This is a genomic window from Bradyrhizobium sp. 164 (genome assembly GCF_023073715.1).
GTDB lineage: Bacteria > Pseudomonadota > Alphaproteobacteria > Rhizobiales > Xanthobacteraceae > Bradyrhizobium.
The window spans coordinates 132,544-146,528 of sequence record NZ_JADPKA010000029.1 but is presented as its reverse complement, the minus strand read 5'-3'; the positions used below and the strand labels follow the sequence as shown (position 1 = coordinate 146,528).

Here is a 13,985-nt window from a genome sequence, read left to right as displayed (position 1 = left end):
AGCGCACCGCTACCCTCACCCGAACGCCGCGTCGGTTTCGCGGCCCGGCCGATTTAGAAAGGCTCTCTTCGGGTGGGTCCGAAGACGAGCCTCCGTCGCTGGCCCTTCCGGTGCCACCGCCGCAGCGCCACGAGAGTCCAGATCGCCTCGACGAGCCCGAACGGCCAAGCGCCCTGCAAGAAGCCATAGGCCGAGCCGAGTGCGCAGCACGCCGCGAACAGCGGCACGAACCAATGGCTGCGGTCTTCCAATGCATAGCAGACCAGCATCGCCGTCACGGCAAGCCGAATAGTGTCACTGCATCCATGTCCAGGGTTCACTCCGCAGCGCGACGCGTGATATGCGCTAAGCCATGCCGGCTCTTATCCTGCCTCTCGTCGATGCTGCAACACACTGGCCCGCGCGCGGCGCGCTGGTCGGGCTTGACTTAGGCACGAAAACCATCGGCGTTGCCGTGTCCGATCCCGACCGGCGGTTGGCTACCGGCGTCGAGACGATCCAGCGCAAGGCGTTCAAGCAGGATGCCGCCCGGCTGCTCGCCATCGCGGCTGAACGCAGGGCAGCCGGTTTCGTGCTCGGCCTGCCCATCAACATGGACGGCAGCGAGGGCCCGCGCGCGCAATCCACCCGTGCCTTCGCCCGCAATCTTGCCGGCCTGACCGCGCTCCCCATCGGCCTCTGGGACGAGCGCCTCTCGACGGCGGCAGTCGAGCGCGAGCTGATCGGCATGGACGTCAGCCGCGCCAAGCGCGCCGAGGTGATCGACGAGCACGCGGCGATCTTCATCCTGCAAGGCGCGCTCGACCGCCTTGCCAATCTTCGCGCTGGCCCGGGGACGGACTGATTCATGGCCGTCGTGATCGCGGCGCTGCTGCCGGTCTTCATCCTCATCGTGCTCGGTGTCGTGCTGAAGCGCAGCCTGATGCGGCTCGATGCGCAGTGGCAAGGGTTGGAGCGGCTGACCTACTTCGTGCTGTTTCCGATGCTGCTGATCCAGACGCTGGTGAAGGCGGACCTCTCCAAGGTACCGGTCGCCGGGGTCGGCGGCGCGCTGCTGCTGTCAGCGCTCGCGATGTCACTCTTGTGCCTTGCACTGCGCCCCGCCCTTACCCGGCTCGGCATCGACGGCCCCGCCTTCACCTCGATTTTTCAGGGCGCAACGCGCTGGCAGACCTTCGTCGGACTGTCGGTCGCAGCCAATATGTTCGGCGACGTCGGGCTGGCGCTCGCCTCCGTAGCGATGGTCGCGATCATTCCCCTGGTCAACGTGTTGAGCGTCGTGGTGCTCGCCCATTACGCCGCCCCCGAAAAGCAGTCCGCACGCGCCATCGTCATGACGGTGGTTCGTAATCCCCTGATCTGGGCCTGCGTGATCGGCCTTGCCGTCAATCTGACGCACCTGCCGCTGCCGAAACTCTGGCACGAGGTGGCGGATGCGCTGAGCCGCTCCTCGCTGGCGATCGGCCTGCTGGTCACCGGTGCCGGCCTGCATCTCGAAGGTCTCTTGCGCCCGAGCCTCGGCGCGGCCACCGGCGTCGTTTTCAAGCTCGCGCTGATGCCCGCGCTCGCGCTGGGGCTCGGCGCCTGGTTCGGGCTCTCCGGCGACAGCCTCGCGATCGTCGCGATCTGCGCGGCGGTGCCGACCTCGCCCAGCGCCTATGTCTTGGCCCGCCAGATGGGCGGCGACGCGCCGCTGCTGGCGCAGATCATCACGCTGCAAACGATTTTTGCGGCCATCACGATGCCGGTCGCGATCGCGCTGGCCGCCTAACTTGCCAACCACATCGTCAGCACCACTGCGGTCAGATTGTTGAGCGCATGCAACACGACCGTGAGCCAGAGCGAATTGGCACGGTAGCGCATGTAGCCAAACCACAGGCCGATGGTGAAAACCTCGGCGAGAAAATACATGTCGTATTGCAGGTGCACGATTGTCCACACCAGCGACGACAGGATGATCGCGCCGGGCACGCGCAAGAAGCTCGCAGACCAGCCGCGATAGAGGAAGCCCCGCGCCAACACTTCTTCCGACATGGGCGCCGCCACACTGAAGGCAAACAGCAGCACCATTGCGGCGCCCTTGTCGCGACCTGATTTCAACAAATCTGTCATGAAGCCCGGCGTCGCCTCGCGGCCGAGCGCGCGCGACATTGTCTCCCAGGCCAACACGATCAGGACCAGGCCGACCGCGCCGAACAGCAGCTGCTTCCAGGACGGCCAATGCAGCGCGAGATAATCCACGAAGGACGCCTTCTTGATGCGAATGGCAAGCCAGACCACGGCCAGCGTCGACGGCAGGCCCATGGCCACTGACAGCGCAAGCGCCTGGGGCTCATGGCCGACGACTTGCAGCGAGGCGAGATCCATGGGCAGACCACGCTGCGCTACCAGCAGAACGATCGCGCCGATCTGCCCGACGAACATCGCGAGGAAGATGAGGAGACCCCACAGTGCGGTGCTCCAGAACATCCAGACCCGCGGCGTCGCAGGCGTCATGGTGAGCGGCGGATGGTCGGGATTGAGGGAATCCATCAAAAGGCTTTCGTTTGGGAGACTCACGGCAGCGCTCGCTCCAGCAGCGCGCACACGTCGGCGCTCTCCAACTCCACGGCGCCGTACATGCTGGCGTGATTGGCAGCAAGGCGCGTTGCGGCGAACAATTCGGCATTGCGCGGTGACACGCCACCCAGCGCCGCAGCCGCGGCGAGCAATGCCAGCTTCTCGACTGGCAGCCGCGCGACGCGCTCGCCGTCGGCACGGCGAAAGGTCTTGCCGATGAACGCGGCGGCCTCACCCGCTCCGGGCAGTCCTTTTGTTTCGGCCGCAAGCGATTGCAGCACGGCCATCGCCGCCTCCGGCTCGCGCGAGAGCGCGCGGAGCACGTCGAGGCACATGACGTTGCCCGAGCCTTCCCAGATCGCGTTGACCGGAGACTCGCGATAATGACGCGCCAAAATGCCGTCCTCGACATACCCGTTGCCGCCGAGGCACTCCATCGCCTCGTAGAGGAACGGCGGCGCGCTCTTGCAGGTCCAATATTTGATCGCGGGCGTCAGCAGCCGCATATAGGCGGCCTCCGCCGCAGCGTGCGGCGTGCGGTCGAAGGCGCGGCAGAGCCGCATCACCAGGGCGGTGCTCGCCTCGACATGCAGCGCCATGTCTGACAGCACGGCCTGCATCAAGGGCTGATCGGCGAGATGCTTCTGGAACACGCTGCGGTGACGGGCGTGATGCAGCGCATGCGCGAGCCCCGAACGCATCAGGCCGACAGAGGCGATCGCGCAATCCTGGCGCGTCAGCTGCACCATCTGGATGATGGTGCGGATGCCCTTGCCCTCCTCGCCGACCCTTTCTGCATAGGCACCGACGAACTCGACCTCGGAGGAGGCGTTGGAGCGGTTGCCGAGCTTGTCCTTCAGCCGCTGGAACTGGATCGCGTTCACCGAGCCGTCCGGCGCAAAGCGCGGCATGAAGAAGCAGGTTAGGCCCGCGTCTGCCTGCGCCAGTACCAGGAACGCATCGCACATCGGCGCTGACATGAACCATTTGTGGCCGGTGATGCGATAGGCATCCCCGTCGCGTACGGCGCGCGTCATGTTGGCGCGCACGTCGGTGCCGCCCTGCTTCTCGGTCATGCCCATGCCGAGCGTCATGCCGCGCTTTTGCCACCACGGTACGAAGCTGGGATCATAACTCCTCGTTGACAGCACCGGCATCACGCGCGCGAGCAGATCGGGCTGCATCGCCAGCGCGGCCACAGAGGCTCGTGTCATCGTGATCGGGCAGAGATGACCGGTCTCGACCTGGGCGGCGATATAGAATTTTGCGGCGCGGATGACCTCCGCCGCATCGCCAGCGGGCTTTCCATCCGCCGTCCACGTCGAATTGTGCACGCCCGCATGCGCGCTGTGCGCCATCAGCTCGTGATAGGCCGGATGAAACTCGACCTGGTCGCGGCGATTGCCCTTGGCATCGAAGCTGCGCAGCTTCGGCGTGTTCTCGTTCGCGACGCGTCCGCGATCGGCCATCGCGGCCGAGCCCCAGTGCCTGCCGAACTCCGACAGCTCCCGTTCCGCCGCCGCGCCGCCATTGGCCCTCACCGCATCGACCAGCGGACGGTCGGCCGCGAACAGGTCGACGTCCTCGAACGGCGGCGACTGGTTGAAGACCTCGTGGGTCGCAAAGCTCGGCCGGGTCATATGCGCCTCCTCGAACCGGACCTTAGTTCCGCCGCGGCTTGATCGGGAAATCATAGGCCGCCCCACCCGCCCCCGGCAGCGAAAAATGCCACCACTCCTTCGAATAGTTCACAAAGCCTTGCCTGGCCATCGCAGCCACCAGCCGCTTGCGCCAGGCGCGCTGCTCCGCATTGATCGACGGTGCCGCAGTATGCCCCTTCGCGTCGGTACAGTCGTAACCAGTGCCCATGTCGACGCTGCCCTCCGGCGCCCGCGCCTCGGCTGGCGCCGTGCAATCGGCATAGGCCTTTGATGGGTCGTATTTGGCGGAATTGTCGGCCTTGAGATCGACCAAAGTGAGATCGAGTGCCGCCCCGGTCGAATGCTGCGAGCGGCTCGCGATGTAGCCGAGCCGAAATAGCTCGGTCTTGGGAATCTTCGGATTGTAGCGCCGCCCGGCGGCGCGCTCGGGGCCGTTCTGCGACCACTTCACCATGTCGAGCGAGGCCCGTGCCGGCCGGTAGCAGTCGAACATCTTGAGCGAGAGATTTTGCGCGGCCAGTTCCTCCTGAACCGCCTTCAGCCGCAACCCGACCTCGCGCTTCACCACGCATTCGCCGGCGCCATACCCGGCGAGCGGCCGGCCGACGAAATTGTTCGAGGTGGCATAGCGGATGTCCTGGATGATGCGGGGGTCGACGTCGCGCAGGTACACGAAGCCGCCGGGCAGCGATTGGGCGCGGGCGGATGAGCTCATGATGATCGATATAAGTGCACCAAGAAGTGGTTTCACGATGCCGTCCCATCCTTCGTCATTCCGGGGCGGCTCGAAGAGCCGAACCCGGAATCTCGAGATTCCGGATCTGGCGCTTACGCGCCATCCCGGAATGACTGAGCGGGTGACAGATCAGGGGATAACTCACTTCCCCATCTTTGCCCCTTGCTCCCCCCGCCGTCGCCCCCTATAGCTCTGCTTTTAATGACATCGAAATCGACCTTCGTCCTCGGCCACCGGCATTTGCTGGGCATTGAGGGCCTTTCCGCGGCCGACATTACCGGCCTCCTCGACCTGTCCGAAGAATATGTCGAGCTCAACCGCCAGGTTGACAAGAAGCGCACCGTCCTACGTGGACGGACGCAGGTGAACCTCTTCTTCGAGGCTTCCACCCGAACCCAGTCCTCGTTCGAGCTAGCCGGCAAGCGCTTAGGCGCCGACGTCATGAACATGTCGGTGTCCTCGTCCTCGATCCGCAAGGGCGAAACCCTGATCGACACCGCGGTGACTTTGAACGCGATGCACCCGGACATCCTGGTGGTGCGCCATCACGCCTCGGGCGCGGTGGAACTGCTCGCGCGCAAGGTCGACGGTTCCGTGATCAATGCCGGCGACGGCGCGCATGAGCACCCGACCCAAGCGCTGCTCGACGCGCTCACCATCCGGCGCAACAAGGGGCGGATCGAAGGCCTCGTGGTCGCGATCTGCGGCGACGTGCTGCATTCGCGCGTCGCCCGCTCCAACATCATCCTGCTCAACACCATGGGCGCCCGCGTCCGCGTCGTCGGCCCTTCCACGCTGCTGCCGCCCGGCATCGAGCGGATGGGAGTCGAGGTCGCGCGCGACATGCGCGAGGGCCTGGAAGGCGCCGACATCGTCATGATGCTGCGGCTCCAGCGCGAGCGCATGAACGGCTCGTTCGTGCCCTCGTCATCGGAATATTTCCACTACTTCGGGCTCGACCAGAAGAAGCTCGCCTACGCCAAGCCGGATGCATTGGTGATGCATCCCGGTCCCATGAACCGCGGCGTGGAGATCGACTCGATCGTGGCCGACGGCGCCCAGTCCCTGATCCGCGAACAGGTGGAGATGGGCGTCGCCGTGCGCATGGCCGTGCTGGAAGCGCTCGCCCGCAACCTGCCGAACGCGTGATGCCGATGCTGACCGACCGCCGCCCCATCCTGCTCGCCAACGCCCGCGTCGTCGACCCCTCTAGGGATTTCGACGGCATCGGGGACGTCCTCATTGCCGACGGCACCATCCGCGAGACCCGCCGCGGCATTGGCGCAGCCGGCGTGCCTGAAGGCACCGACATCATCAACTGCTCCGGCAAGATCGTCGCGCCAGGCCTGATCGACTTGCGCGCCTTCGTCGGCGAGCCCGGTCTCAGCCACCGCGAGACCTTTGCCTCGGCGAGCCAGGCCGCCGCGACCGGCGGCATCACCACCATCATCTGCCAGCCCGCCACCTCGCCGGTCATCGACAATTCGGCGACGGTGGACTTCGTGATGCGCAGAGCCCGCGACACCGCGATCGTCAATATCCAGCCGATGGCGGCGCTGACCAAGGGCATGCTCGGCGAGGAGATGACCGAGTTCGGCCTCTTGAAGGCCGCCGGCGCGGTCGCCTTCAGCGACGGCGACCGAAGCGTGACCAACGCCCAGGTGATGCGACGCGCGCTGACCTACGCCCGCGACTTCGACGCGCTGATCGTGCATCACACCGAGGATCCCAACCTCGTGGGCGAAGGCGTGATGAACGAGGGCGAGTTCGCGACCCGGCTCGGCCTGATGGGCATCCCGAATGCCGCCGAAGCCGTCATGCTGGAGCGCGACTTACGACTCGTTGCACTCACCGGCGGCCGCTACCACGCGGCGTCGCTGACCTGCATTGACTCCCTGGAGATCCTCGAGCGCGCCCGCGACGCCGGGCTCGCCGTCAGCGCCTCGGTCTCGATCAATCATCTGGCGCTGAACGAGAACGACATCGGGCCCTACCGTTCGTTCCTGAAACTGTCGCCGCCCCTCCGGACCGAGGACGACCGCCGCGCGGTCGTGGCGGCGCTCGCCTCCGGGCTTCTCGACGTCATCATGTCCGACCACAATCCGCAGGACGTCGAGGTCAAGCGCTTGCCGTTCGCGGAAGCCGCCCCCGGCGCCGTCGGGCTCGAGACCATGCTGCCGGCGGGCCTCCGCCTCGTGCATAATGGCGAGATGGAACTGAAGACGCTGATCCGCGCAATGTCGACGCGGCCGGCCGAGCTGCTCGGGCTACCAGGCGGAACGTTGCGCGTCGGCAGCCCGGCGGACGTCATTGTGATCGACCCCGATACGCCGTGGGTGGTCGATCCGGCCGACCTGAAATCGCCCTGTAAGAATACCCCGTTTGATGAGGCCCGCTTTACAGGCCGCGTCGTGCGCACCATTGTCGGCGGTCGGACGGTCTACGAGTATGTCGGACATGGGTGATCGTTCGGCACGGAGACCCAGTCTTTGGAGATGCCGCCATGGGGCTTGAAGCATTCCTGCCGGTGGCCTTCGTCATCGGCTATCTCCTCGGCTCAATCCCGTTCGGGCTGATTCTCACCAAGCTCGCGGGCACGCAGGATATCCGCTCGATCGGCTCAGGCAGCATCGGCGCCACCAATGTGCTGCGCACGGGACGCAAGAGCCTTGCCGCGGGCACCCTGCTGTTCGACGCGCTCAAGGGCACCGTGGCCGTGGTGATCGCCGGCTACCTCGCAGGTCCCAATGCCGCCATGGTGGCCGGGCTCGGCGCGTTCCTCGGCCATCTCTTCCCGGTCTGGCTCAAGTTCAAAGGCGGCAAGGGCGTGGCCGTCTACATCGGCATCCTGCTCGGCCTGTTCTGGCCTGGCGCCGTCGTGTTCTGCCTGCTCTGGCTGGCGACCGCCTTCACCACCCGCTATTCCTCGCTGTCGGCGCTGGTGGCGGCGTTCATCACGCCGATGTTCCTGTGGTGGTTCGGGCACCTGGCATTGTCTGCTTTGTCAGCAGTGCTGACGCTGCTGCTGTTCTACGCGCACCGCGAGAACATCAAGCGCTTGCAAGCGGGCAAGGAAAGCCGGATCGGCGAGAAGGCCTAGAGCCGAAGTGGATGCCGGTTCGCGTCAAGAAAACGCGTCAGAACAAGAATCCAAAGCCGGGCATCTACGGATACCGAAACGGCCCTTCTGCATTATATGCCAAAATCCTGTTCGCAACTTGCGGCCGAATCACGGTTGTATTGGCAAGCGGGTCCCGAGCCTGTCATCCTGACAGCCTGTCATCCCGACAGTGGAAATGATGGCGGTTGCTCAGAATGAGCGAGAAGATTGTCGGCGCGCATGACGGGGTTGGTTCGCGGGGTGCTTCCGGCACCGCAGCGAGCCGACTGCTTTCGATGACCAATATCTGGTCCGATGCGCCCTCGCCGCCTGTCGACACGCCTGCGCCCATTTCATCGCAGGCGCCGCAGCCTGAGCCCCTCGCGAAAGCCGACGCTCCACTCGATATCGTGGTGAGGAAGACTCTACCGGTCGTCACCGCGCGTGCACATTCCGCCCAATGGCCGCCGCGAAAACTCTCGCTGGCGCTGCAGGGCGGCGGCACTTTTGCGGCCTTCACCTGGGGCGTGCTCGAGCGGCTGCTGGAAGAGCCTGACATCGCGATCGATACCATCAGCGGCGCCAGCGCCGGCGCCATTAACGCGCTGCTGCTCGGCTCCGGCTTTGCCGAAGGTGGCCGCGAAGGCGCCCGCGCCCGGCTGAATCGGTTCTGGCTCCGGCTGATGCACGAAGCTTCGTTCCGCGCACTGATGCTGGTCGGCGGCTTCTCGCCGGCGGGAAGCTCGGTCGCGTTCGGGCCGACGCTGCGCTCCGGTCACTTTGATCCGTTCGATCTCGATCCGCTGCGGCAGGCGCTGTCGCGCGACATCGATTTCGCCGCTCTGCGCCATCCGAACTGCCCGAAGCTTCTGATCGCAGCGACGCGGATCCGCGACGGCCAGCAGCAGATCTTCCGCAACGAGGCAATCACCACCGACGTCGCGCTGGCCTCGACCTGCCCGCCGCTCGTCCACTGCGCCGTCGAGATCGACGGCGAAGCCTATTGGGACGGCGGCCTTGGCGGCAACCCGCCGCTGCTGCGCCTGGCGCAGGACGCGACGACCGCCGATGTGCTGCTCGTCCAGGTCACGCCGGCGCGCGACAGCTACGTACCGATCACACTCGCCGCGATCGACCGCCGGCTCGACCAGATCGCGGCCAACGCCGCCCTCAATGCCGAGATCGCCGCGATCGAATGGGCGCAGTCGCAAGCCGCGCCGTCGCTGCGGCTCACCAGGATCGCGGCAGAAGATTCCGTTGACGGGCTGGCGCAGCGCTCATCCACCGATCTCGGCCGCGGCTTCATTCGCCTGCTGCACCGGAGCGGCCGCGAGGCCGCCGAGCGCTGGCTGAAGCAAGGTGCAGATAACAGCGCAGCGCCGGCTGCATCCGGCCATCGCATTGCTGCCCCCGAACCTGCGCTAGCCTGATTTCGCCAGCGCCTCCTCCAGGAACCAGGCCGCCGCAAGTGCGCGCGGATCGTTGCCGAAACGCGCGATCACCTGCACGCCGATCGGCAGGCCGCCGACCTTCAGCACCGGCACATTGACGCAAGGATTGCCCATCAGGGTCCAGAGCCTGTTGTAACGGGGATCGCCCGTGGTCGCGAGCTCCTTGGCGGGCGCGGTGCCCGGCGCGGAATAGGTCAGGAGCACGTCGACGCCTTCGAACAGCTCGCCGAGTTCACGGCGGCCGCGGCGGCTGATCCGCCGCGCTTCGTCATAGTCCTTCGGCGTCAGGCCAACCGTCGCATCGAGACTGGCACGCAGCATCGGCGCGATCTCGTCGTGGCGTTCGGAAAACTCCCAGGCCAGCGCGCGATGCGCCTCGAAATCCTGAATGATCGGATGGATGCGCCAGGCCTCCTGCACCGCTTCGGGCAGATCGATGGTCTGGACGCTGGCGCCGGCGCGCGTCGCCGTCTTGATCGCGGCTTGCAGCCCCTCTTCGGCCGCCGGCTCCACTGCGCCGGCGAATTCCTGCCTGACCACGCCGATGCGCGGCGACGTCGCGGCGGCAATGCCGGAGAATTCGCCGCGCCCCGTCATCGCCAACAGCCCGCGCGCGAGATCTTCCACGCGCGCGCCGAACAGGCCGACGGTATCCAGTGCCCACGAGTAGCACTTCACACCGACCGTCGGCAGCATGCGGAACGACGGCTTGATCGCAGCGGTCCCGCAATAGGCGGCGGGACGGATCACCGAGCCACCGGTCTGGGTGCCCAGCGCCAGCGGGATCATGCCGGCGCCGACGGCTGCCGCCGAACCGGAGGATGAGCCGCCCGGCGAATGGCCGAGATTATGCGGATTGCGCGTCGGGGTGGGATCGCGCGAGGCGAACGCCGTGGTCGTGGTTTTGCCGATGATGGTGGCCCCGGCCCGCTTCAGCATCATCACGACGGGCGCATCCGAGCGCGGCTGCCACCCGCGATAGATCTCCGAGCCCATCTCGGTCGGGAAATCGGCGGTATCGATGATGTCCTTGATCCCGACCGCGATGCCGCGCAGCGGACCGGCGCTTTGCGCCTTCGCAGCCTTGTCGTGGCGAACGAAGGCGCGGACGTCCTTCTCCTTGGCCTCGATCGCCGAATGCGATTGCGCGATCGCGGAATCGGGCGACAGCTCCCCCGCTTCGATGCGGCGCTGGAGGTCGGCGAGTGAGATCATGGCAAAATCCTTCTTATTGGCATCGCTTTTAGCATCGGGGCGCGGTCGCGCAAGCGCACGTCACTGTTGCGCAACGCCCTCAGGTTGTTCCATGCTGTGCCTGCAAGGAGACGCCGTGGACGCCATCAATCCAAGCGTGGAGCTGACCGAATCTGAGCGGATCGACCGCCTGCGGCTGATCCGCTCCGACAATGTCGGGCCGCGCACCTTCCGTTCGCTGGTCGACCATTTCGGCACCGCGCGCGCCGCGCTGGAGCGGCTGCCGGATCTGGCGCGCCGCGGCGGCGCGGCACGGTCGGGGCGCATCTGTAGCGCCGACGAAGCCAAGGCCGAGCTCGCCGCAAGCCGCAAGTTCGGCATCGCCTGGCTCGCGCCCGGTGAAGACGGCTATCCGGCGCGGCTCGCAACGCTCGACGATGCACCGCCTTTGCTCGCCGTGCGCGGCGACACGAAAAGCTTGATGCGGCCGATGATCGCGATCGTCGGCTCGCGCAATGCTTCCGGCGCCGGGCTGAAGTTTGCCGGCCAGCTTGCGCGCGAGCTCGGCGAAGCCGGTTTTGTCGTCATCTCGGGTCTCGCCCGCGGCGTCGACCAGGCCGCGCATCGCACGAGCGTCGAAGGCGGCACGATCGCCGTGCTCGCCGGCGGGCATGATTGCATCTATCCGCCCGAACATGCCGATTTGCTCGCAGCGATCCTCGACCATGAGGGCGCGGCAATCTCCGAAATGCCGCTCGGCCACGAGCCGCGCGCCCGCGACTTTCCCCGCCGCAACCGACTGATCTCCGGTGCCTCGCTCGGCGTGGTCGTGGTGGAAGCGGCGCACCGCTCGGGCTCGCTGATCACCGCGCGCATGGCGGCCGAACAGGGCCGTGAGGTATTCGCCGTGCCCGGCTCGCCGCTCGATCCGCGCGCCGCCGGCACCAACGATCTGATCAAGCAGGGCGCAACCCTCGTCACCGAGGCCGCCGACATCATCAACGCGGTGCAGCCGATCATGGAGCGGCCGCTGATGCATCCCGCAGGCGAGCCCGACAGCGAGCCGTTCGATCGCGATCCGCAAGGCCACGACCGCGACCAGATCACCGCCCTGCTCGGGCCTGCCCCGATCTCGATCGACGATCTCGTGCGGATGTCCGGCGCCTCGCCCGCAATCGTGCGCACCGTGCTGTTGGAGCTCGAGCTCGCGGGCCGGCTCGAACGGCACGGCGGCGGATTGGTGTCGCTGCTCTAGGGCTCGCGGCCGCTGAACCGTCCGGCGCAACAGCCGAGTTGCGCCAGAGGGAATCGAGTTCGCTTGAGCAATCAGCCCCGATAGATCGGCGCGCCGCTCGGAGATGCGACCGCGCCGCCGTCCACGAAGATCTCCTGGCCCTGCACATGCGCGGAATCATCGGAAGCGAGGAACAGCACGGTCTTCGCAACGTGATCCGTTTCGCCCATGCGCCCCAGCGGCGTCGACAGCGCGATGCGCCTCTCGAATGCCTTCTCAGCCTCGGGCGTCGCCACCGCAGGTCCCCAGATCGGTGTGCGGATCGCGCCCGGCGCGACCACGTTGACGCGGATGCCGCGCGGCGACAGTTCCGAGGCCATGGTCCGCGCCATCGCGCGAACGCCGGCCTTCGCGGCACCGTAAGCCGAGTAGCCGGGAATGCCGAGCACGGAGATCACCGAGCCGTTGAGGATGATCGAGGCATTGTCGTTGAGGTAGGGCAGCGCGGATTGAACGGTGAAGAACACGCCGGTGAGGTTCGTGCGGATCACGGTCTCGAAGACCTCAAGCGTGGCTGAGCCGAGCGGCGTGCCGCCGGCGATGCCGGCATTGGCGAAGGCGATGTCGAACTTGCCGAACCTGTCCGCGCCCTTCTTGATCGCGGCCTCCGTCGCGGCGATGTCGGTGGCGTCGGCAACCAGCGCAAGCGCGTTCGGCCCGAGCTCTTTCGCAGCGGCCTCCAGCGTCCCCTTGTTGCGGCCGGTGATCACCACCTTGGCGCCCTCGGCCACGAACAGCTTTGCAGTCGCAAGGCCAATGCCGCTGTTGCCGCCGGTAATCAGGGCCGTCTTGTTCTTCAATCTCACGCTCGCCTCCAGTAGTTGCATTATGAAACTAAGTTGTCATCTAAGACAAATGGTTTTATGATGCAACCACACAAGCGCGTGATCGGCGCGGCACGCGGGCGAACGCGACAGGACGAGAGACAATGGTGAGACGAACGAGCTTCGACGGCGATTCCTGCCCGATCGCACGGTCGTTGGAGGCGCTTGGCGACTGGTGGTCGCTGCTGATCATCCGCGAGGCACTGTTCGGCGTGCGGCGCTTCGGCGAATTCCAGAGCAAGCTCGGCATGGCCAAGAACATTCTGGCCGCGCGCCTGCGGTCACTGGTCGAGCACGGCATTCTGGCGACCGCCCCCGCTTCCGACGGCAGCGCCTACCAGGAATATGTGCTGACGCCGAAGGGCCGCGGCACCTTCCCGGTGCTGGTCGCGCTACGGCAATGGAGCGAGGAGTTCGACGACCACCCCGACGAGATCGCGACCATTCTGGTCGATCGCGCCAAAGGCCGCCCGGTGAAGAAACTCGAATTGCGCGCCGAGGACGGCCGCCTGCTCTCGCCGGCCGATACCACGCTGAAACCGCGGCCGGCGCCGCGGCGAAGGGCGGCGGGATAGCCGTCGCGCACGATCTCTCCTCAACGTCGTCCCGGCGACGCGACCCATAACCACCGGGAGCAGTTTGGCGAAGACAGGCAGCGATCCTCCGCCGGTGCGGATGGTGCGCACTCTCGATAGTTCACGTCCTATGCGTCCCAGCTTCGCCGAGACGACTTTAGAATCTCACGATAGCTTGCGCTTGGTCCGCAATCTCAGATGCTCGTCGGCCTCGAGCTGGGTCATGCCCAATAAATAATGCAACATGTGCAGCTTGTGGCGCTCGGCGAGCTTGCGCAGGGCGGCCGTCTGCTCCGCGATGAAGGCGACCGCCTCATCCGCCCCGCCTTCCCCCGGTTCCTCGTTGCGCGAGCCTCCCGGCGCGCCTGATCCGGCGCGCGCCCGTTTCCTTGCTGGCTTAGCCACCAGACCCCACCCCGAATCCATGCCCCGCAGAAACCTTACGCCGACATCGATCGCAACTCCAAGGTGGTATTTTGCAACTTTTTCGATATGAAACTTTTCCTACCGCGGCGGCCTTCAACACGCCCCGATTTGACAGGGACGGCCTCACCACCCATGTTCGGGTCGAAACGGCCGACCCGAATCCTT

At 66.2% G+C, this 13,985-nt stretch carries 14 protein-coding genes and 1 pseudogene; 8 read left to right on the top strand and 7 right to left on the bottom strand.

The genetic code is table 11. The features are described from left to right. Positions 1–53: 53 nt before the first annotated feature. A pseudogene (locus tag IVB01_RS11795) lies at positions 54–307 on the bottom strand (hypothetical protein). Positions 308–352: 45 nt separating this feature from the next. Here IVB01_RS11795 and ruvX point away from each other — a divergent pair. Both ruvX and IVB01_RS11785 read left to right on the top strand, forming a co-directional pair. Beyond that, complete coding sequence (gene ruvX, locus IVB01_RS11790; RefSeq protein WP_247277022.1) at positions 353–844, top strand: Holliday junction resolvase RuvX; 492 nt, start codon at positions 353–355, stop codon at positions 842–844. A 3-nt stretch (positions 845–847) separates the two neighbouring features. After that, the gene (locus tag IVB01_RS11785; RefSeq protein WP_247277021.1) at positions 848–1,771 is read left to right on the top strand and encodes an AEC family transporter; all 924 of its coding nucleotides are present in this window, start codon (positions 848–850) and stop codon (positions 1,769–1,771) included. Here IVB01_RS11785 and IVB01_RS11780 read toward each other — a convergent pair. From IVB01_RS11780 to IVB01_RS11770, 3 genes are read right to left on the bottom strand one after another with little or no spacing between them, the layout of a single operon-like run. Beyond that, complete coding sequence (locus IVB01_RS11780; protein ID WP_247277020.1) at positions 1,768–2,532, bottom strand: type II CAAX endopeptidase family protein; 765 nt, start codon at positions 2,530–2,532, stop codon at positions 1,768–1,770. The genes IVB01_RS11785 and IVB01_RS11780 overlap by 4 nt on opposite strands. Positions 2,533–2,555: 23 nt before the next feature. After that, complete coding sequence (locus tag IVB01_RS11775) at positions 2,556–4,199, bottom strand: acyl-CoA dehydrogenase family protein (protein ID WP_247277019.1); 1,644 nt, start codon at positions 4,197–4,199, stop codon at positions 2,556–2,558. Positions 4,200–4,221: 22 nt separating this feature from the next. Beyond that, entirely contained in the window at positions 4,222–4,935 is a 714-nt protein-coding gene (locus IVB01_RS11770) for a M15 family metallopeptidase (RefSeq protein ID WP_247277183.1), read from the bottom strand. A gap of 222 nt (positions 4,936–5,157) precedes the next feature. Here IVB01_RS11770 and IVB01_RS11765 point away from each other — a divergent pair, with 222 nt between their 5' ends. The 4 genes from IVB01_RS11765 (at position 5,158) to IVB01_RS11750 (ending at position 9,486) form a co-directional block, all read left to right on the top strand. Next, a complete protein-coding gene (locus tag IVB01_RS11765; protein WP_157334028.1) occupies positions 5,158–6,105 on the top strand; it encodes an aspartate carbamoyltransferase catalytic subunit in 948 nt (315 codons plus the stop codon). Between the two features lie 5 nt (positions 6,106–6,110). Beyond that, on the top strand, positions 6,111–7,421 hold the full coding sequence (locus IVB01_RS11760; protein ID WP_247277182.1) for a dihydroorotase: 1,311 nt from the start codon (positions 6,111–6,113) through the stop codon (positions 7,419–7,421). Between the two features lie 38 nt (positions 7,422–7,459). Next, positions 7,460–8,056, top strand: a complete 597-nt coding sequence (gene plsY, locus IVB01_RS11755) for a glycerol-3-phosphate 1-O-acyltransferase PlsY (protein WP_247277018.1) — start codon at positions 7,460–7,462, stop codon at positions 8,054–8,056. 215 nt (positions 8,057–8,271) lie between these two features. Next, entirely contained in the window at positions 8,272–9,486 is a 1,215-nt protein-coding gene (locus IVB01_RS11750) for a patatin-like phospholipase family protein (protein ID WP_247277017.1), read from the top strand. Here the strand turns inward: IVB01_RS11750 and IVB01_RS11745 are convergent. Further along, on the bottom strand, positions 9,478–10,722 hold the full coding sequence (locus IVB01_RS11745) for an amidase (protein WP_247277016.1): 1,245 nt from the start codon (positions 10,720–10,722) through the stop codon (positions 9,478–9,480). The genes IVB01_RS11750 and IVB01_RS11745 overlap by 9 nt on opposite strands. A gap of 91 nt (positions 10,723–10,813) precedes the next feature. Here IVB01_RS11745 and dprA point away from each other — a divergent pair, with 91 nt between their 5' ends. Further along, complete coding sequence (dprA, locus tag IVB01_RS11740; protein WP_247277015.1) at positions 10,814–11,956, top strand: DNA-processing protein DprA; 1,143 nt, start codon at positions 10,814–10,816, stop codon at positions 11,954–11,956. A 71-nt stretch (positions 11,957–12,027) separates the two neighbouring features. Here the strand turns inward: dprA and IVB01_RS11735 are convergent, their stop codons facing one another. Next, positions 12,028–12,801, bottom strand: coding sequence for an SDR family oxidoreductase (locus IVB01_RS11735; RefSeq protein ID WP_247277014.1), 774 nt, complete (start codon positions 12,799–12,801; stop codon positions 12,028–12,030). A gap of 122 nt (positions 12,802–12,923) precedes the next feature. Here IVB01_RS11735 and IVB01_RS11730 point away from each other — a divergent pair, with 122 nt between their 5' ends. Beyond that, positions 12,924–13,394, top strand: a complete 471-nt coding sequence (locus IVB01_RS11730) for a helix-turn-helix domain-containing protein (RefSeq protein WP_247277013.1) — start codon at positions 12,924–12,926, stop codon at positions 13,392–13,394. Positions 13,395–13,559: 165 nt separating this feature from the next. Here IVB01_RS11730 and IVB01_RS11725 read toward each other — a convergent pair whose 3' ends face one another. Next, the gene (locus IVB01_RS11725; protein ID WP_247277012.1) at positions 13,560–13,799 is read right to left on the bottom strand and encodes a hypothetical protein; all 240 of its coding nucleotides are present in this window, start codon (positions 13,797–13,799) and stop codon (positions 13,560–13,562) included. Positions 13,800–13,985: the final 186 nt, after the last annotated feature.

Excerpts from the sequence above, each read along its gene's own strand:
- ruvX (WP_247277022.1), top strand. The coding sequence starts at position 353 with ATGCCGGCTCTTATCCTGCCTCTCGTCGATGCTGCAACACACTGGCCC.
- IVB01_RS11785 (WP_247277021.1), top strand. The coding sequence starts at position 848 with ATGGCCGTCGTGATCGCGGCGCTGCTGCCGGTCTTCATCCTCATCGTG.
- IVB01_RS11780 (WP_247277020.1), bottom strand. The coding sequence starts at position 2,532 with ATGGATTCCCTCAATCCCGACCATCCGCCGCTCACCATGACGCCTGCG.
- IVB01_RS11775 (WP_247277019.1), bottom strand. The coding sequence starts at position 4,199 with ATGACCCGGCCGAGCTTTGCGACCCACGAGGTCTTCAACCAGTCGCCG.
- IVB01_RS11770 (WP_247277183.1), bottom strand. The coding sequence starts at position 4,935 with ATGAGCTCATCCGCCCGCGCCCAATCGCTGCCCGGCGGCTTCGTGTAC.
- IVB01_RS11765 (WP_157334028.1), top strand. The coding sequence starts at position 5,158 with ATGACATCGAAATCGACCTTCGTCCTCGGCCACCGGCATTTGCTGGGC.
- IVB01_RS11760 (WP_247277182.1), top strand. The coding sequence starts at position 6,111 with ATGCTGACCGACCGCCGCCCCATCCTGCTCGCCAACGCCCGCGTCGTC.
- plsY (WP_247277018.1), top strand. The coding sequence starts at position 7,460 with ATGGGGCTTGAAGCATTCCTGCCGGTGGCCTTCGTCATCGGCTATCTC.
- IVB01_RS11750 (WP_247277017.1), top strand. The coding sequence starts at position 8,272 with ATGAGCGAGAAGATTGTCGGCGCGCATGACGGGGTTGGTTCGCGGGGT.
- IVB01_RS11745 (WP_247277016.1), bottom strand. The coding sequence starts at position 10,722 with ATGATCTCACTCGCCGACCTCCAGCGCCGCATCGAAGCGGGGGAGCTG.
- dprA (WP_247277015.1), top strand. The coding sequence starts at position 10,814 with ATGCTGTGCCTGCAAGGAGACGCCGTGGACGCCATCAATCCAAGCGTG.
- IVB01_RS11730 (WP_247277013.1), top strand. The coding sequence starts at position 12,924 with ATGGTGAGACGAACGAGCTTCGACGGCGATTCCTGCCCGATCGCACGG.